The organism is Ligilactobacillus salivarius, from assembly GCF_035231985.1.
GTDB classification, from domain to species: domain Bacteria; phylum Bacillota; class Bacilli; order Lactobacillales; family Lactobacillaceae; genus Ligilactobacillus; species Ligilactobacillus salivarius.
Map to the genome: position 1 here is coordinate 1,074,771 of NZ_CP117983.1, position 18,917 is coordinate 1,093,687.

At 32.9% G+C, this 18,917-nt stretch carries 20 protein-coding genes and 2 other annotated features (1 of these 22 only partly in view); of the genes, 1 reads left to right on the forward strand and 19 read right to left on the reverse strand.

The annotated features are described in order from the left end of the window. Nucleotide 1: 1 nt before the first annotated feature. From PTA89_RS05380 to dapG, 6 genes are all read right to left on the reverse strand, one after another. Nucleotides 2-2,158: a penicillin-binding transpeptidase domain-containing protein gene (locus PTA89_RS05380; RefSeq protein ID WP_324177038.1), complete on the reverse strand. Its 2,157-nt coding sequence runs from the start codon at nucleotides 2,156-2,158 to the stop codon at nucleotides 2-4. Further along, on the reverse strand, nucleotides 2,155-2,511 hold the full coding sequence (ftsL, locus tag PTA89_RS05385; RefSeq protein ID WP_003700455.1) for a cell division protein FtsL: 357 nt from the start codon (nucleotides 2,509-2,511) through the stop codon (nucleotides 2,155-2,157). The genes PTA89_RS05380 and ftsL overlap by 4 nt, the downstream gene beginning before the upstream one ends. 20 nt (nucleotides 2,512-2,531) lie before the next feature. Next, nucleotides 2,532-3,476: a 16S rRNA (cytosine(1402)-N(4))-methyltransferase RsmH gene (gene rsmH, locus PTA89_RS05390; protein ID WP_268857532.1), complete on the reverse strand. Its 945-nt coding sequence runs from the start codon at nucleotides 3,474-3,476 to the stop codon at nucleotides 2,532-2,534. A 10-nt stretch (nucleotides 3,477-3,486) separates the two neighbouring features. Further along, a complete protein-coding gene (gene mraZ / locus PTA89_RS05395; RefSeq protein ID WP_204770786.1) occupies nucleotides 3,487-3,918 on the reverse strand; it encodes a division/cell wall cluster transcriptional repressor MraZ in 432 nt (143 codons plus the stop codon). Between the two features lie 216 nt (nucleotides 3,919-4,134). Next, complete coding sequence (locus tag PTA89_RS05400) at nucleotides 4,135-4,509, reverse strand: DUF3397 domain-containing protein (protein ID WP_324177039.1); 375 nt, start codon at nucleotides 4,507-4,509, stop codon at nucleotides 4,135-4,137. A 4-nt stretch (nucleotides 4,510-4,513) separates the two neighbouring features. Further along, complete coding sequence (dapG, locus tag PTA89_RS05405; RefSeq protein WP_003706457.1) at nucleotides 4,514-5,710, reverse strand: aspartate kinase; 1,197 nt, start codon at nucleotides 5,708-5,710, stop codon at nucleotides 4,514-4,516. 206 nt (nucleotides 5,711-5,916) lie between these two features. Between dapG and PTA89_RS05410 the strand changes: the two genes are divergently transcribed. After that, nucleotides 5,917-6,042, forward strand: coding sequence for a DUF4044 domain-containing protein (locus PTA89_RS05410; protein ID WP_003706458.1), 126 nt, complete (start codon nucleotides 5,917-5,919; stop codon nucleotides 6,040-6,042). A 44-nt stretch (nucleotides 6,043-6,086) separates the two neighbouring features. Here PTA89_RS05410 and PTA89_RS05415 read toward each other — a convergent pair whose 3' ends face one another. The 13 genes from PTA89_RS05415 to PTA89_RS05475 form a co-directional block, all read right to left on the reverse strand. Beyond that, nucleotides 6,087-7,022 carry an alpha/beta hydrolase gene (locus PTA89_RS05415; RefSeq protein ID WP_003700462.1) on the reverse strand — a complete coding sequence of 312 codons (936 nt, stop codon included), beginning with the start codon at nucleotides 7,020-7,022 and terminating at the stop codon, nucleotides 6,087-6,089. 14 nt (nucleotides 7,023-7,036) lie between these two features. Then, nucleotides 7,037-7,912 carry an amino acid ABC transporter substrate-binding protein gene (locus tag PTA89_RS05420; RefSeq protein ID WP_003707534.1) on the reverse strand — a complete coding sequence of 292 codons (876 nt, stop codon included), beginning with the start codon at nucleotides 7,910-7,912 and terminating at the stop codon, nucleotides 7,037-7,039. Continuing rightward, nucleotides 7,912-8,550, reverse strand: a complete 639-nt coding sequence (locus PTA89_RS05425) for an amino acid ABC transporter ATP-binding protein (protein ID WP_003706461.1) — start codon at nucleotides 8,548-8,550, stop codon at nucleotides 7,912-7,914. Before PTA89_RS05425 ends, PTA89_RS05420 begins: the two co-directional genes overlap by 1 nt. Before the next feature lie 12 nt (nucleotides 8,551-8,562). Beyond that, nucleotides 8,563-9,204, reverse strand: coding sequence for an amino acid ABC transporter permease (locus tag PTA89_RS05430; RefSeq protein ID WP_003700466.1), 642 nt, complete (start codon nucleotides 9,202-9,204; stop codon nucleotides 8,563-8,565). A 106-nt stretch (nucleotides 9,205-9,310) separates the two neighbouring features. After that, nucleotides 9,311-9,556: a binding site (T-box leader), on the reverse strand. Between the two features lie 53 nt (nucleotides 9,557-9,609). Continuing rightward, the gene (gene minD / locus PTA89_RS05435) at nucleotides 9,610-10,413 is read right to left on the reverse strand and encodes a septum site-determining protein MinD (RefSeq protein WP_003700467.1); all 804 of its coding nucleotides are present in this window, start codon (nucleotides 10,411-10,413) and stop codon (nucleotides 9,610-9,612) included. Between the two features lies 1 nt (nucleotide 10,414). Beyond that, nucleotides 10,415-11,086: a septum site-determining protein MinC gene (locus PTA89_RS05440; RefSeq protein ID WP_069469188.1), complete on the reverse strand. Its 672-nt coding sequence runs from the start codon at nucleotides 11,084-11,086 to the stop codon at nucleotides 10,415-10,417. Between the two features lie 17 nt (nucleotides 11,087-11,103). Next, nucleotides 11,104-11,616 (reverse strand): rod shape-determining protein MreD, encoded by a 513-nt coding sequence (gene mreD / locus PTA89_RS05445; protein WP_003706463.1) that lies wholly within the window; start codon nucleotides 11,614-11,616, stop codon nucleotides 11,104-11,106. Nucleotides 11,617-11,627: 11 nt separating this feature from the next. Then, the gene (gene mreC, locus PTA89_RS05450) at nucleotides 11,628-12,482 is read right to left on the reverse strand and encodes a rod shape-determining protein MreC (RefSeq protein ID WP_003700471.1); all 855 of its coding nucleotides are present in this window, start codon (nucleotides 12,480-12,482) and stop codon (nucleotides 11,628-11,630) included. A gap of 114 nt (nucleotides 12,483-12,596) precedes the next feature. Continuing rightward, nucleotides 12,597-13,601 carry a rod shape-determining protein gene (locus tag PTA89_RS05455; protein WP_003710333.1) on the reverse strand — a complete coding sequence of 335 codons (1,005 nt, stop codon included), beginning with the start codon at nucleotides 13,599-13,601 and terminating at the stop codon, nucleotides 12,597-12,599. A 174-nt stretch (nucleotides 13,602-13,775) separates the two neighbouring features. Beyond that, nucleotides 13,776-13,985 carry a cold-shock protein gene (locus tag PTA89_RS05460; protein WP_003700473.1) on the reverse strand — a complete coding sequence of 70 codons (210 nt, stop codon included), beginning with the start codon at nucleotides 13,983-13,985 and terminating at the stop codon, nucleotides 13,776-13,778. A gap of 13 nt (nucleotides 13,986-13,998) precedes the next feature. Further along, on the reverse strand, nucleotides 13,999-14,676 hold the full coding sequence (gene radC / locus PTA89_RS05465) for a RadC family protein (RefSeq protein ID WP_099459738.1): 678 nt from the start codon (nucleotides 14,674-14,676) through the stop codon (nucleotides 13,999-14,001). 53 nt (nucleotides 14,677-14,729) lie between these two features. Further along, nucleotides 14,730-16,031, reverse strand: coding sequence for a bifunctional folylpolyglutamate synthase/dihydrofolate synthase (locus PTA89_RS05470; protein ID WP_003706465.1), 1,302 nt, complete (start codon nucleotides 16,029-16,031; stop codon nucleotides 14,730-14,732). Between the two features lie 94 nt (nucleotides 16,032-16,125). Further along, nucleotides 16,126-18,786 carry a valine--tRNA ligase gene (locus tag PTA89_RS05475; RefSeq protein ID WP_087118329.1) on the reverse strand — a complete coding sequence of 887 codons (2,661 nt, stop codon included), beginning with the start codon at nucleotides 18,784-18,786 and terminating at the stop codon, nucleotides 16,126-16,128. A gap of 57 nt (nucleotides 18,787-18,843) precedes the next feature. Beyond that, nucleotides 18,844-18,917 (reverse strand) — a binding site (T-box leader); it runs 131 nt beyond the window's last position.

Sequence of the window (18,917 nt, forward strand, 5' to 3'; positions counted from 1 at the left end):
CCTATTTTAATTTTACTTCAACTATATCAGATTTCTTAAGTGCTCCTCCAGCCGCTATACTTTGGTAGTATGCATAACCAGATCCAGTATAATTAACTGTAATTCCAGTTAAATCAGCCAGTTTAGCAATATCATTTCTTGACCATCCATTTATGTCTGGCATAGTTTTCGTTCCATTTGTCAATAATAATACTTTTTCTCCAGAAATAACAGTCTGATCTCCCTCAACTGATTGTTTCTCTACTTTATCACCACTACCAATTACAACAGGTACCAAGCCTTGTTTTGAAATTTTATCTTTAGCATCATCAACTGAGTTTCCAACAACATTTTCGACTTTAACTGTACCAGAATTAGTATTGTTTACTTGACTTGAATCTAAAACTTTTTTCATAATTGGGTTGAAAATAGTTGATAGATTCTTAGTAGCATCATTATTTCCAAATGATTTTGGTTGTTTTACAGTCAAATACATAATATATCTTGGATTATCGGCAGGCGCCATTCCTACAACTGAGAAGATATAATTAGAACTACCACTCAAATAACCTGTTCCGTTTGAATTAGCGATTTGGGCAGTTCCTGTTTTAGCTGCTATCTTATAGCCATCAATTGCATAATCTTGTCCAAGACCTTTTTCGTCATAGACAACAGCTTCCATCATATCTAAAACTTTCTTACTTGTTTTTGCAGTAATTGGTTTACCGACTACTTGTGTTTTTGATTTATAAACTGTTTTTCCTGTATTAGGATCAACTATTTTATCTACCAAGCGTGGCTTAACCATCTTACCCTTATTAGCAATTGCAGAAAAAGCCTGCATCATTTGAATAACAGTAACATCTATCCCTTGACCATAAGCCGTATTAGCTTGATCAAATGCATATGTATAATTGATATTACCACTAGATTCTGCACCTAAACCTGCACCTACTGGGCGAAGTAAACCAAATTTTCTAATATAACTCATCCAGGTTTTCTTACCCATTTTTTGTTCAAGTTGAGCCATTACAGCATTAGATGAACGCATAAAGCCTTCTTTAACTGTAATATTGCCCCATCCAGAACGATTCCAGTCGTACACTGTAGATCCATCAATCACATATGATCCAGATCTATAAGTTGCATTTGAATCATAATTTCCACTATTAATTGCAGATGCAACTGTCAAAACTTTCATAGTCGATCCTGGTTCGTATGCATCCTCTAACAGTGTATTTCTCCAAACATTTGTTAAACCTTCTTTTGTTTGAGCATCAAATGTCGGACGTTGGCTAGCTGCTACTATCTTACCAGTATGTGAATCCATAACAACCGCATTAATTGATGCAGCCTTAAATTTCTTTTGCTTTTGTGTAAATAAATTTTCTAAGGCAGTTTGAATCTTAGGATCCAATGTTGTATAGATGTCATCGCCATTTTGAACGCTTCGTTTCTTTTTAGAAGATCCCGGCAACTGAACACCGTAACTATCTGTAGCAGTATTATTTATTCCATCGCGACCAGATAATTGTTTATTAAATACTTTTTCTAGTCCCATAATACCTACTAGCTTTTTATCCTCCGATTCAGCTAACCCTATCAAATGTGAAGCAAAAACACCATTAGGATATAACCTAGACTGTGATGGTGTAAATTTTATACCTGTTAAATGATAAGAATCTATCTTTTTCTTAGTTTCAAGAGAGATATTCTTACCAACATTTCCCAATTCAACTTGATAAGTATTCTTATCTTTAGGATTCAAAATTTGTAATACTCTTTTATAACTAATATTTAAATTATCACTTAAAACTTTAGCAGCTTTCTTCTTTTGGGAATCCGGTAAATATTCTTTTTTTCCATAAGCAACTGCACTTTTAGAGAGAACTATATATATTGAGTAAGTAGTCGTATCCTCAGCAATTGGTTGATTAGCTGCATCATATATTGTTCCACGTTTCGCTTTTATCTCAGTTTTACTTGCGTATAGCTGTTGTGTACTCTTATTTAGATCCACACCATATATTTTATGTCCTACAGCTACACGAAAAAAACGTCCGATAAAAACAATAAAAACGATAAGAACAATAAAAAATATTCCCCTCCCAAAATACTTTCGATTGTACATCATCCTTTGTTGTCTTTCTTTTATAGGACGTTTATTATTTGTGTTCATTTAGTAACATTCCTTGTATTCTTTGTATTCATCTTTAAACCACTATCTTTAGCTATTTTGCTTAGACGAGATTTACTTGATAACTCACTAATTTCCTGTTTCATATTAGTATTAGAACCTTGGATTTTTGTAATTTTGCTTGTTGTATCTTGTAAATTCAACTGTGCATTTGTTAATTTAACATTTGCTGAAATTACCATGGTAGTCATAACTCCTATCCATACCATTGATCCAGCAAACAATTTCATCATCTTACTTCTGTAAGGAGATGATTGAACTATGTATTTTTTCTCAGGCTCGTTATTATGTACTATTCTTGGTTGTTGGTTAAGTTTACGAGCTGTTTGTTCCATAACGACCACTTCCTACTACACTACAATTTTTCAATTATTCTTAATTTAGCCGAGTGAGCACGATTATTGTGTGTAATCTCATCTTCACTTGGTACTATCGGCTTTCTTGTAATCAGTTTGTACTCAACTTTTTGGCTATCCGGAATTACTGGTAATCCGGGAGGTAATTCTGGTAGACTTGTCTTCTGCTTAAACATTACCTTAACTAATCGATCCTCCAATGATTGGAAGGTAATTACACTAATACGACCACCAGGATTTAATAAATCTAAAGCTTGCTCCAAAGATTCTTCCAATGCACCTAATTCATCATTAACTGCAATCCTAATTGCCTGGAATGTTTTTTTAGCTGGATGTCCACCTTTTCTACGGGCCTTAGCCGGAATAGCTTCTTTAATAAGATCAACCAGTTGACCAGTTGTCTCAATTGGTGTTTGCTGTCTAACTTTCTCAATTCTACGAGCAATTGACTTAGCAAATTTTTCTTCACCGTAACGGAAGAAAATTCTCACTAATTGTTCATAACTCCAGTCATTTACCACATCTCTAGCTGTTAATGATTGACTTTGATCCATTCTCATATCTAGAGGAGCATCATAGTTATAACTAAAACCACGATCTGCATTGTCGAACTGCGGCGATGAGACACCCAAGTCATAGAGAATTCCATCTACTCCCAAAATATTTCTTTTATTTAACTCTTCAGAAATATTTCTAAAATTACTTTTGATAAAGTTAATCTGTCCCAGTTCATTTTCTTCTTTAAACTTATCCTTATTAAAATTAATAGCTGTTATATCTTGGTCAAATGAATATAATTTCCCATTTTCTGATAACTTACTTAGTATCAAACCACTATGACCGCCACCACCCAAGGTACAATCAACGTAAGTTCCATCTGGCTTAATATTCAGACCATCTACAGCTTCATTTAATAATACTGTAATATGCTTAAATTCAGCCATATATCCTCCTCTAAAGATCAAAATCAATCATATTTTCTGCTATATCATCAAAGTTTTCTTCTGCCTCATCAGCAAAAGCATCCCATCTATCTTCGCTCCAGATTTCAAAACGATTAGATACCCCTACAACAACACACTTTTTTTGTAAGGCGGCATGTGTACGTAGAGATTTAGGAATATTTATTCTACCCTGCTTATCAATTTCACATTCAGTTGCAGCTGAATAAAAAAAACGAACGAAAGCACGGGCGTCTTTCTTTGTAAGTGGTAATTTTTGTAATTTAGTTTCTAGAATGTTCCATTCTTCTTGAGTATATCCAAATAAGCACCCGTCCATTCCACGTGTTACAACAAAGGAATTCCCTAATTGTTCGCGAAATTTGGCGGGTACGATCAATCTTCCTTTGGCGTCAATCGTATGTCTATACTCTCCCATGAACATTCTACTTCACCACCTTACATAACACCATATTTATAGTACCACAATTCCCCACTTCTAACCATATAATTTCCCCTAAAAACCACTTAATAATTATTAATTTTTGATTTTAAAAAAATTTCAAATATATTTCAGTTATAGATTTACTTAAGTTCATTCTTATAATTTTATTTGCCAATAAAAAAAGCAACTGGAATCTCTTCCAATCGCTCTATATCACTACAATAAAATAGCCTTAAAAATTGTCATTATTAATACAATAAAGTATGTAAACAGTGTTACTAAATCTAAAATTCTAATAAATCTGGTCCAAAATACACCATAAATAATATCACCACTTCTATATGCACTAGCAAATATCATTATCAAGCCCACAACAGACATTACAAACACCAAATATGGAAATAATGATATTCCTATCAATTCAATAGAAGTAAAATGAATTGCAATTATTAAGAATATACATAAAACATCTAATTTCTTTAAACGTCGAGGCCAAATATTTTTGAATCTATTTTTAAACATAGTCAATACTATCCATAGAAAAACCACTATACACAGCTGAACTATCCAACTTCGTAACACAATCTCCACATCCTTAATTTTCTAAGAAGGCTTCATGTAAGGTATTAACTGCTAGTTTGAAGTTATCTTCAGTCACTAAAATCCAAACAGTGGTATCACTATCAGCTGTTTGTAAGATTTCAACCCCAGTTTTTGAAAGTGCTGTAACCATTTTAGCAATAACACCTGGGGTTCCTACCATACCGCCACCAATAATAGATACTTTAACACAATTTTCAACAAAGTTCACTGGTATATTATATTCTTCAAAGATTTTTTTAGCTTTTAATCCATCTTCACGACTTGTATTGAAAACAACTTGCTTAGGTGAAATATTGATAAAATCAATACTTACATCATTTTCAGCTAACACTTTGAAGATCTTTTCAGCTTCTGTATTGTTAACTGAAAGGTTGATTTGTGTTAAGCCTGTTTGATGTGCAATACCTGTAACTGTACGATAATGTTCAATGCTAAGGTTCTTATCAGTAACTAATGTTCCCAACTCATCCACATCATCCCAAGTTGAACGAATTCTCATTGGTAAATGTGCTTGATGCGCAACTTCAACAGCACGTGGATGAATTACCTTTGCACCTTCATGAGCCATATTAGCAACTTCGTCATAGCTAACTGTTTTCAAGAAATGCGCGTTCTTTACAATTCGAGGGTCAGCTGTCATCATACCAGAAACATCAGTGAAAATATCAACACGTTCTGCATCTAATGCAACTGCCAATAAAGCAGCTGATGTATCAGATCCACCACGACCTAAAGTTGTGACGTGCCCTTCTTCTGACATTCCTTGGAATCCAGAAACCACTACTACATCATGAGAAGCGAATGCATCTAACACAGCGTCTGTCTTCACTTCTAAAACTTTAGCATTTTGATAGTCATTATTTGTTCTAAAACCAGCATCTGGACCTGTCATAGCTACGGCGTTAAATCCATTTTCTTTTAACATTTGTGTAAAAACTGCTGTTGAAATAACTTCCCCCACAGAAACAATCATATCTAATTCACGAGGAGTAAGTTTGGTTCTTTCACCACCTACCAAGCTAAGTAATGAATCAGTTGCATAAGGGGCACCTTTTCTTCCGATTGCAGATACAACGATTGCCACCTTATATCCTTCATTTACTGCATGTTCAATATGTCGCATGGCAGACTTTCTTGATTCATCATCTTGGACAGAAGTTCCACCAAATTTTTGAACCATAATTTTCATTATAATTCCTCCTCAAACTTAAAAATATTTCTCCTAAATTTAATTATATTAAGAAAATTTTAATTCTATTTTCCTATTATTATAAATTCATCTTGTATAAATTTCAACAATGATTATCTAATTTTATAAAATCAGTGACAACTATTGATTTTTAGCATAATAATAGTTTATAGTTAAACATGATAATATGATAAAGGGTGAAAAATGTGGCTAAAAAAACAAAGAAAGAGCGTTCTACTTTCCAAAAAATAACTTTAGTTGTTGTATGGCTAATGCTTATCTTTACAATTGGTAGTGTTGTCCTATCAGCAATTGCAAGTTTTATGAATTAAAAAATGAGACTGAGAAATCTTTTATGACTTCTCTAGTCTCATTTTTATTTTAGATATTTATTAAAAAATTCATTTACTCTTTTTTGATACTCTTTAGGATGGTTATTATATGAATTTGCATGTCCTGTATTTTTAGTTACCCATAACTTTTTAGGGGCCGAAGTTGCTTTATAATTTTCATATACCATTTTCGTTGGTACAAAGGTATCACTATCTCCATGAATAAAGAAAATCGGTAACTTATTCTTTTCTAACTGCTTTGTTGAACTGCCCTTACCAAAGTCATATCCAACTCGAATTGTTCCCATAATTCGTGCTGCAGTTATCATCGGTTCTTTAGGCAGATTAAATTGTTGCTTTAATTGTTCGCTTAATTCCGATTCTATACTTGAATATCCACAATCTTCAACAATTGCTTTTACTTGTTTAGGTAGACGTTCTCCACTTACCATCATAACAGTAGCGCCACCCATACTTACACCAAATAGTCCAATCTGTGAATCAGACCCTTTCTTAGCAATAACTTGTTTAATCCATTTCACATAATCCAGTCTATCTGGCCAGCCGAATGTAATATATTTACCTTGACTCTGTCCACTTGCCCTATCATCTGGAGCTAAAACATTATAACCTAAATTATGAAATAGTCTAATATATCTAGCCATATGCATCGCTTCTCCTTTATATCCATGAGCGACGATAATGGTTTTATTAGTTTTATTCTCCGCTGGTAAATAAATAGCTCTAAGTTTTAAATTATCTGTAGCAGATTCTTCATACCAATTTTGATAATTTTGTTTCTTTAACCAATTTTGATCTGCTAGTAATTTCTTATCAACTTTTCCTTTTGGTCCTGACTTAACTGTTGGGTCTGGTTTAAAAGCATAACTAACTAAATAATAGCTTCCACCTGTTATCCCAAGTAAAATCAATATCACTAAACCTACTATTAAAGAATATATTAACTTTCTCTTCTTCATTTTAATAAATTTCCTTAATCAATTTTTTGATTCTCAATCTCTTTCAAAGGTACCATTTTGGTAGTACCAAACCATTTATTACTTATTTTTTGCAAGGTTCCATCTTTTGCCATTTGAGCTAATGCTACATTAATCTTCTTTTGTAAAGTTTTATCACCTTTACGCATACCTACAGCAAAATTTTCGGATTCAAATCCAACATCACTAATACGATAGCTATTAGGATCAGGTTCGTGTGCAACATAATAGTCTGCATAAACACTGTCAATTAATAATCCTTGAATTCTATTAGCATTTAAGTCTAAAAATGCATTATTGAATGTATCATATTGAACTGCTTCTTTTACGTAGTTCTTTAATAATTTAGGTTGTGACATATAAGATTCATAACCAGATGAACCTGATTGTAGCCCTAATGCCTTTCCTCTCATGCTCTTAGCACCATAAACATTTTCTTTCTTTTTAGATACAAGAACTTGTTGATTACGTAAATATGGAACACTGAAAGCTACAGTCTTTTTACGCTCTGGATTTACTGTATATCCGTTCCAAATTAGATCAATAGTTCCATTTCTTAGTTCTGTTTCCTTCATAGACCAATCTATTGTTTGAAAATCTACATCAATTCCATAACGCTTGAATACTTCTCTAGCCAAATCTACGTCAAATCCTACTAAAGAACCATCCTTTTCACGAAATCCCATTGGAACGAAACTATCATCTAAACCAATAACTACTTTCTTTTTCTTCTCAATCTTCTTCCAATTATCTTGATCATTAGCACGTTTTCTAACATTTGTACAACCTGCTAAAGTTGTTCCTACTATTAAGAATGCTAACAAGCAAGTAATAATTTTTACAATTTTCTTCAAAGAAATCACCACTCTCATTAATAGCCTAAGGGTTTCACTTTCAAAATATTATCTGCAATCTCTTCTGCAAAATCCATGTCGTGAGTTACAATAATTTGTGTCATTCCTTCTTTTTTCAAGTTCAAAATGATATCTTTAACTGTAGCTGTCAATCCTGGATCTAAAGCAGAAGTTGGTTCGTCATAACATAAAATTTGTGGTTTCATCGCTAGAGCTCGTGCAATTGCCACACGTTGTTTTTGACCGCCAGATAATTGGAATGGATATAATCCTTCCTTTCCTTCTAAAGCTAAACCATTTAATAAATTCTTAGCTTCAGTTTCAGCAATTTCTTTCTTCTTTTTTAAAACCATAGTAGGTGCTAAAGTTACGTTTTGTAAAACTGTAAGGTGTGGGAATAAATTATATTCTTGGAATACTACACCGATAACAGAATCATTATTTTCATTTGTATATGGATCAAATGCTTGACCATCAATTAAAATTTGACCGCCGTCAATCTTTTCTAGTCCACTAATACATCTTAAAAGTGTTGTTTTACCACCACCTGATTGACCAACGATACATAGAATTTCACCATCTTTAACTTCTAAATTCAAATTATTTAAAATAACTTTATCGCCAAAGCTTTTACTAATATTCTTTAACTCTAACATATGCTAACCTCCTTATTTCCAGTAACTGTAGTATTGTTCTAATTTTCTTAAAATAAAGGTTAAAACTGCTGTCATAACTAGGTAAACAACACCTACCATTACCAATGGAACTAGTGTAACATCTCTACTTGTTGCAACATTCCCAGCTCTTAATAAATCTCCAATACCGATTACGTAAACTAAACTAGAATCTTTAACTAAATTAATAACTTCATTTCCAATAGAAGGTAATACAATCTTTACAACTTGAGGTGTTACTATTTTTCTAATTGTTTGCCAGTAAGTTAAGCGTAAAACTTTAGCACTTTCATACTGACCTTTGTCAATTGATTGTAAACCACCACGGAAAATTTCAGCAAAATATGCAGTATAGTTTAGAATAAACGCAAATAATGCTGCATCAAATCGTCCTAATGTTAACCCTACTAAAGGCAAACCATAAAATACAAAAATCAATTGTAGTAATAAAGGCGTCCCTCTCATCAACCATACATAAAATCTTAAAATTGCTTTTAATAATCTAAATCGTGAAATTAATGCCAACCCTACGATCAACCCCAATGGTAAAGAACCAATTAGAGTCCAACAAAAGATTTGTAAAGTCATTTTTGCACCATCCAATAATGATGGTAACACTTCTAATACATAATTCATCCTTTATCCTCCTAATGTAAATCAATTAATTAATCATTAAACTAGCTAGTAAAACAAAAAGTAAGTTATTATCATAAACAAAAAGCCCTCCTAGATCTAGTCGATCTAAGAGGGCACTATGAAAGTACGGTTCCACCTCGATTTTGCTAAATTCTCACGAAAATAGCCTCATCAAGTTACACATACGTATAACTCACATCTTAACGCAATAACACGTATAGGCCTACTAAAATATTCAACCTATAAACTCACGGGTGTGGTTCAATTAAGTGGATCGGTATCCCTTTCAGCTGATAAAGATACTCTCTTTCGGCGTCCGTACTTCATCTACTCTTCCGTTCATCGTCTTTATTTATGATGATAATAAATTAACATTTTAATTAGAAATTGTCAAGAAATTATCACTTATTTTTTAAACCAACTAATGAATTTTTTCATAAAGCCGCCTTTTTCTGTTTCTCTAATTGTCATTAAAGGTACTGTTTCACCTTCTAAACGGCGGGCAATATTACGATATCCTTGTGAAGCTGGATTTTTTTCATTCAACACAATTGGTTCACCCTTGTTAGAGTATGAAATAACCTCATCATCATCAAAAACAATTCCAATTAATTTAATTGATAAATGATGTGTAATTTCATCAACATCCATCATATCTCCGTCATTCATCATATGGCGACGAATACGGCTAATAACTAACATTGGTGGCTCTGTAAGTTCTTTTTGTTCAAGTAATCCAACAACTCTATCAGCATCTCTAACTGAAGAAATCTCAGGTGTAGAAACAACAATCGCTTCATCTGCTCCAGCGACAGCATTCATGAAACCTTGTTCAATTCCAGCAGGACAATCTAATAAGATATAATCGAAATCCGGCTTTAATTCTTCTACAATTGCTTTAACTTCTTCTGGCTCTAAGGCAGACTTATCAGTATTTTGAGCAGCTGGCAATAAATAGAGCTTATCATCAAATCGCTTATCTTTAATTAAAGCTTGATGTAATTTTGCTGTTCCTTGAGCAACATCAACAATATTATAAATAATGCGGTTATCCAGTCCTAATATAACATCTAAATTTCTTAAACCTATATCTAAATCAACCAAACATACCCTTTTTCCTAGTAAAGCAAGTGCTGTTCCTAAATTAGCAGTTGTAGTAGTCTTTCCAACACCGCCCTTACCAGAGGTAATAACTATTGCTTTTCCCATTTTAAAAGCCTCCTACCTGATTAAATATCTTTGGACGTAGAGATTTTAACTTGTCAATACTTGTAAATTCCAAAACATGTAGATCATTTACAAACACTAATGAATCTGTCCCAACTGTAACTTTTTCTTCATCAACAATGTCAACTAAATCTCCTATTCTAAGTTGTTGAGCCCCAGAAATATCTCCTAAAATAATAGATCGAACATTACTATCAAAACCAGCATGAATAATTCCACTAACACTACCCATAACATAAATATTTCCAGTTGCTCTCAAGATTCCACCTTGATGCAGATTTCCCAAAAATAGGACATCCCCTGTTATATCTTTAACTTGTCCATTACGAATTACATCGCCATTAACATGCACATTCTTACTGTCCATTATTTGCAATGCTTCTTTAATATTAATAACATCAGAAACAATTCTATGTACTAAAAAATTAGGGTAGTTATCAACTATCTTTTCAATTTCATGTTTTTGGTCAATGGTTAATAATCTTGTACCTGTTTTGATGTTAAATGCAATTTTCTCATCATTCTTTTCTTTTTCATGTTTTAATCGCTCAAACAGTTCAGTTAACTCAATTAATATCTGTGAGAAAGCAGCATCTGCTTTTAACTCAATTTCATAACCATCTTTATAACCCTTTAATACAACACTCTTTTGCATTGATACACCCCTCATCTTTAATAATTTGTTTCGAAGAAGTGTTCTAATGGGAGGAATAAAACTACAAACCAAGCTAAGTTATAAATTAAAGTTGGTCCTAAAGTTCTACCAATTAAATCTGTTATTGTCGCATTCGTAAAATCAACTAGTGAATTAGCCCAAAAGAACAAAAATGTCACAATTGTTATATCTATTAAGTATATTAATAATACCACAATAAACGATCGTGTGAAAAACTGAAACATATATTTTGTTACATATACCATCAAAGGAAGTATCATTGTAAATACACCTAAAATACCCGTATAAAACATATCATAAAATAAACCAACGATTGCAGACCACATTACTAAATGCTCTACATTTCCATAACAGACGGCCATTACTATAAAAAGTAATACTAACCTGCTTTCCATGGCCATTGTGTTAGTAAACATATACTTTGCAAACACTTGTGTCAGACCACCATCTAAAAACATTGCTAAAAACAGTCCGATTGGAAAATAGTAATTCATTTTTTCTGTTCTCATCACTTTAACCTCTAATCATCAGTTCTTACTGCAATTGTCACAAAACTCAAGTCATCCAAATCAGCAGCTGGCTTTATATAAATCTTAGATGGTAAGCCATAATCATCATCAGAAACTTTCTCAACTGTCCCAACTAATAGTCCTTTAGGTGTAGATCCACCCATACCAGATGTTACCACTTTAGTACCTTTTTCAATTTTCTTCTTAGAAGTTACTTGTCCCATTACCAAATCACCGCTATTAGTGTCGTAATTAGTAATCAAACCATTGATAACATCACCAGATTTACTTGTCACTTGTACAGCGAATCTATTAGCTGAATCATTATTTGTAGAAATTAACTCTACCTTACTATTAGAATTATTCACTTCTGTAATTCGTCCAACAATTCCCTTTCTAGATAAAACAGAATCACCCTTTTTAATTCCAGCAAGTGAACCTTTATTAATAGTTACTTGATTTTGCCAAGTTGAAGGAGTTCTAGTTAAAACATATGCAGTAACTTGATCATAATTAGTTAAACTTTTAGATAATTTTAGTTGTGCTTTTAACTGTTGGTTTTCTTTTCTTAAAGTTTGATTTTCTGCATCTTTTGCAGCTAAACTATCTACTTGCTTTTTTAATTGTTGATTTTCTTGGTAAGTGTTCATTAAATTAAAAAATGAAGATGTCGCATTTTTAGCCCCATCTAAAGGATAACTAACTACTCTATCAACAATTCCAGCTGCATCATTTCCTATCTGTTGTACAAATGTAGGAGCCTTTCTATTATTTCTTACAGCAATAGAAAATGCAATTAATAAGAAACTTATAATTAATGCGATTAATACAATAACCAGTTTTTTGTTAAAAAAAGATTTTTGCATTGTATGATCCTCCTATAACTATTATTTTTCAAGTAAGATTTACTCAAAAAATAAGCCGTATCACTAAAAGGAAATCACTACTACCTTCTAATCGACACGACTTCAATAGTTAGTTTATTTGTCTTTCATGACTTCGATACTCTTCAATGATTCACCTGTTCCAATAGCAACACAATCTAAAGGTTCAGATGCCACAAATACTGGAACTTTAGTTGCTTCTGAAATAACTTCAGGTAAATGTTTCAATAAAGCTCCACCACCAGTAAGGACAATTCCGTGATCGATAACATCAGCAGCAATTTCTGGAGAAGTTTCTTCTAATGTTTCTTTGATTGCTACAATAATTTCTTGAACAACTTCTTGAATTGCTTTAGCTACGTCAACAGCTTCAATTTCAACTGTTTGAGGCAATCCTGATACTAAATCACGACCACGAATACTTTGACTTTCAATATCTTTAGCAGCTTCAACTGATGCAGATGCTACGTCCATTTTTAATTGTTCAGCTGTACGTTCACCAATTAAAAGATTGAAGTTTTTACGTACGTAAGAAATAATTGCTTCATCAATCTTATCACCAGCCATTCTAATAGAACGACTTGATACAATCCCACCTAAAGAAATTGTTGCTACATCAGTAGTACCACCACCGATATCAACAACCATATTACCAGTTGGGTCCATAACAGGTAATCCAGCACCTATTGCAGCAGCAAAAGGTTCTTCAATTGTATAAGCATCTCTAGCACCAGCTACTCGAGTTGCATCTATGACAGCTCTTTTTTCTACTTCTGTTACACCACTAGGAACACATACCATTACGTAAGGCTTGTTAGCTTTGTTTCCTAAAGCCTTTTGGATGTAATATTGCATCATTGATACTGTTGTATCGTAATCAGCAATAACACCATCTTTCATTGGTCTAATAGCTACAATACTTTCAGGAGTACGACCAATCATATCTCTGGCTTCTGAACCAACGGAAACGACCTCTCCTGTTTTTATGTTTTTAGCTACGACAGAAGGTTCACGTAAAACAATACCCTTACCTTCTTCATACACAATTGTATTTGCTGTTCCTAAATCAATTCCTATGTTTTTCGTTCCGATTCCGAACACCATTTTTCTTCCCTTCCATAATCCCTGAACAGGGTAATATAACGATAAGAGTATTATATCATATTTAACAATTATCGTTTAGTTTAAATTAAGTTCAACATATAGGATACACGATTTTTTTTACTCTTTAAAGTATATCCATAAACTTTATAAATTATTAATTTTTTTATAAAGTTAATCTGAAATAAGTTCTACATTAGCGGCTTGTGGTCCTCGTTTTCCTTCAATCGTTACAAAACCTACACGTTGACCTTCTTGTAAAGTTTTAAATCCTTCAGTTTGAATTGCTGAAAAATGAACAAAAACGTCATCTTTGCTATCATCTGGAGTTATAAAACCAAAGCCCTTTTCTCTATTAAATTTATGTACTGTTCCTAAAATCATATTGTTACCCACCTTAAAATTCGACTATTTTTTCTTCTGCTAAGCTTAAATACACTTCAGAACCTACAATTACATGATCAATTAGTTCAATTCCAATCATCTTTCCTGCATTAATTAATCTTTTAGTTAATTGAATATCATTTTCTGAGGGTTCGACATTCCCGCTTGGATGATTATGTGCTACTAAAATTCTGGCACAACTAAAATTTAATGCATATTTAAAAATTTCTCTTGGATGTACCGTAGCCGAATTTAATGTACCTTTAAAAATCACTTTTTCGCTCAATACTTGATTCTTAGTATCTAAGCATACACATACCAACAATTCCTGCTTACTATCACCAATTTTATCTATCATATAATTTCCAAACATACAACTTGAAAAGATTTGCCCCAAAACTAATCCTTCTTTTTCCTTATAGCGTTCTGAAAATTCTCTTAGTGCTCTAATTATAGCGACTTTTTCATCATCCTTACACAAATTTTTTAGTCCCTCATCACTAAAAAATTGTAGTTCATTTAATCTTTGGTGCTCATCAAAAAAATCCTTAATCACATTCTTAGCAGATATTTGTGAAACTTTAGTAGTTAATATAAATTGCAATAACTCTTTATTAGTTAGTGTCTCAGCTCCAAAGCGAATAATTTTGTCTGTTATATATTTTTCTGAATAATTATTAGTTAGTGTCATATAAAAATCTCTCCTCTCACTATTAAAGTACGTAAAGAAGAGTTTTTATATGTTTATCCTTCAAAGTTATTTCTAACTTCAGAAATAAAATATAGAGAGCCAGTTATCAATAACATATCATCTAGTGACATATTAGATATGACTTCACCTATTGCTTCTTGCCAATGTTCCACATACTTTACATTATCATGTAATTTAAAATCTGCCAACTTTGTTACTTTTCGTGGTCCTTCAAAGCGAGTTACAGTTACATGTACATTTGGCAATTTTAACAACTCATCTAACATTTCATTAGGTTGTTTATCAGCTAAAATAGCTAGAATAACATAAACTTCTCTATCCGCAAATTCTTTTTTCAAAAGTTGGGAAATTCTTTTCATCGCTGCCGTATTATGAGCACCGTCAATCACCACTAATGGTTCTTTATTTAAAAGTTCAAATCTTCCAAGCCATTGTGTTTTTTGAATTGCATTTTTTATATCTTTATTAGAATAATTAATTCCTTCAAGTTCAGCAAATTGAATAAATGTTTCAATAGCTAAAGTTGCATTTTCTATTTGATGAAATCCTTCCATAGAGATATGTATATTACTTATTTCTCCTCTACTGTCTGAAAAATCAAACTTTTCTCCCCAACCTTGTTCTAACTTTACTTTACTGGAAAAATCTTTATCCATTATTAATAATGGTGCTTCTTTTTCTTTAGCTACTTGTTTAACTACTTTTATTGCTTCATCTGGAAGTTTACCAATCAAGATTGGCTTTTTATACTTGATTATACCCGCTTTATGTGTTGCAATTTTAGCAATTGTATCGCCTAAAATATGAGCATGATCCATTGCAACAGTCGTAATAACTGACATAAGCGGAGTAATAACATTAGTAGAATCAAATAATCCACCAATTCCTACTTCAATTACAGCATAGTCAACATGTCCTTCAGCAAAATAAACAAACATCATCGCTGTTACAATTTCGAATTCTGTTGGTCCACCTTCACGATCACGCCAATCTGAATCCATTTCTTTCACTACTGGTCCAATTATATTAACCAAACGAACAATTTCTTCATCACTAATCATTTTCCCATTTACAGATATTCTCTCATTAAACTTCTCGATAAATGGTGATGTAAATGTTCCTACATTATATCCTTGTTCTGCTATTAAGTCTCTCAAATACGCTGTTGTCGATCCTTTACCGTTTGTACCTGTTACATGAATAGCTTTTACTTTTTCATGTGGATTTCCCAATCTCTTCATGAAATCCCTCATTCTATCTAAAGTTGGGATCTTTTTAAACTTAGTTCTTCCATGAATAAATGCCAAGGCATCATTATAATTATTTACGAACATTTCTCTGCCTCTCTCTAATAGTATTAACCATCATCCATTATAACAGATAAAAAAAGATATATTATCCATATATCGGACAATATATCTTTCAGTTTTAAATTTCAGCTTTTAACTCTTCAATTCGACTTTCAGTTGCAGCAAGTTGTTGCTTATAATTAGCTAATTTTTCTTTTTCCTTAGCAACAACGGCTTCTGGTGCATTGGCAACAAATTTTTCATTACCTAGTTTCTTTTCACCACGTGTAACTTCACTTTCTAATTTCTTAGCTTCTTTTTGTAAACGTGAAATTTCTTCATTTAAATCAATTAAATCAGCTAATGGTAAGTAAACTTCTGCTCCTGTGATAACAGATGTCATAGCTAACTTAGGTGCCTCAATATCTGCAGCTATTTCTAAACGTTTTGGATGACAGAAACGATTGATATAATCAACATTGTTTTCAAACACTTTTCTTGTATCATCATCTTTTGTCTTAATTAAAATATCAATTGCTGAAGACATTGGAGCATTAACTTCAGAACGACTGTTACGTACTGCTTTAATTAACTCAATCAAATTATCCATGTCTTTTTCTGCTACTTGATTATCAAATTCAGCATGTTCAACAGGATATTCAGCAACAACCAAGGATGCACCATCATGTGGCATAGATAACCAAATCTTTTCTGTAACAAATGGCATAATTGGATGCATTAAGCGTAGAATTTGATCTAATACATAACGTAGGATACGTTGTGTATTCTTCTTAAGTTTTTCATCTTCACCTGTAAGATTTTCCTTAGCCATTTCAATGTACCAGTCACAGAAATCATTCCAAATGAAGTTATATAGAGCGCGACCAGCTTCACCAAATTCAAAACTATCGAATAAACGAGTTACATCGCGAACTGTGTCATTAAGACGACTCAAAATCCACTTATCAGCTAATTGCCATTCAGATGCTTCTGGTAAACTTAATTCAACATCGCTATCTAAGTTCATGATAACAAAACGACTTGCATTCCAAATCTTATTGATAAAGTTCCAAGCAGCATCCATCTTTGTATATGAGAAACGCACATCTTGGCCAGGTGCAGAACCATTAGATAAGAACCATCTCAATGCATCTGCCCCATACTTATCAATTACATCCATTGGATCAATACCATTTCCAAGTGATTTACTCATCTTGCGTCCTTGTTCATCACGAATTAAACCATGAATTAGAACATTCTTAAATGGACGACGTTTTGTAAATTCAACACTTTGGAAAATCATTCTGGATACCCAGAAGAAAATAATATCATAACCTGTAACCAATGTATTAGTTGGGAAATAACGCTTGAAATCAGGACTTTCAGTATCTGGCCAACCCATTGTTGAGAATGGCCATAATGCACTAGAGAACCATGTATCCAATACATCTGAATCTTGTTCCCAATTTTCGATATCTTCAGGTGCTTCTTCACCTACATAAATTTCACCAGTTTCTTTATGGTACCATGCTGGGATTTGGTGTCCCCACCATAATTGACGAGAAATAACCCAATCATGAACATTTTCCATCCATTGTGTAAATGTATGTTCAAAGCGAGGTGGCACAAAGTCTACTCTATCATCAGTTTCTTGATTCTTTAAAGCTGCTTCTGCTAAAGGTTTCATCTTTACAAACCATTGTGTTGAAAGACGTGATTCAACTTGTACCCCTGTTCTTTCAGAATGTCCTACACTATGTACGATTGGTTCAATCTTCAACATGTAGCCTTGCTCTTCAAGATCAGCCACGATTGCCTTACGTGCTTCAAATCTGTCTAAACCTTCATATTTACCAGCATTAGCATTCATTGTAGCATCTTCATTCATTGTATTGATGCGTTCCAAATTATGTCTATTACCTACTTCAAAGTCATTAGGGTCATGAGCTGGTGTAATCTTAACCATACCTGTACCAAATTCAGGATCAACATATTGGTCAGCAATAATTGGAATATGTCTACCTTGTAATGGTAGAACTAAAGTCTTACCTACAATATCCTTATAACGTTCATCATCAGGATTTACGGCAACTGCTACGTCACCCATCATAGTTTCAGGACGAGTTGTAGCAATTTCAATATAGTTCTTGCCATTAAATGTCGTATCGTCAGCAAATGGATATTTAACATGGTAAAATGCACCTTTATCATCTTTATGAATAACTTCAATATCTGATAAAGCAGTACGAGCTTTAGGATCCCAGTTAATAATATATTCACCACGATAGATTAATCCTTTTTTGTACAAAGTAACGAAGACTTTTCTTACAGCTTTAGATAATCCATCATCTAAAGTAAATCTTTCTCTATCGTAATCTAAAGACAAACCTAACTTAGCCCATTGTTGATGAATGATGTCAGCATATTCGCCTTTCCATTCCCAAACTTTTTCTACGAATTTTTCACGTCCTAAGTCATACCGAGAAATTCCATCTTCAGCTAATCTGGCCTCTACCTTAGCTTGAGTTGCAATACCAGCATGGTCCATCCCTGGTAACCATAAAGTATCAAAGCCTTGCATTCTCTTTTGACGAATTATCATATCTTGCAATGTTGTATCCCATGCATGACCTAAATGTAATTTACCAGTTACATTTGGTGGTGGAATAACGATTGAATATGGTTTTGCTTCTTTATCTTCATTAGGTTTAAATAAACCTTTTTCGATCCATTCTTTATATCTGCCAGGTTCTACTTGACTTGGATCGTATTTAGTTGACATTTCTACTTCTTTTGTCATAATAATTATTCCTTTCTACATAATTTTAAGCAAAGAAAAAGGCATTGCCATCCTACTTAATAGGACGACAATGCCGTGGTACCACCTAAATTGAGTTTTTAACTCCACTTAAATCCTTGTTAACGAATCGA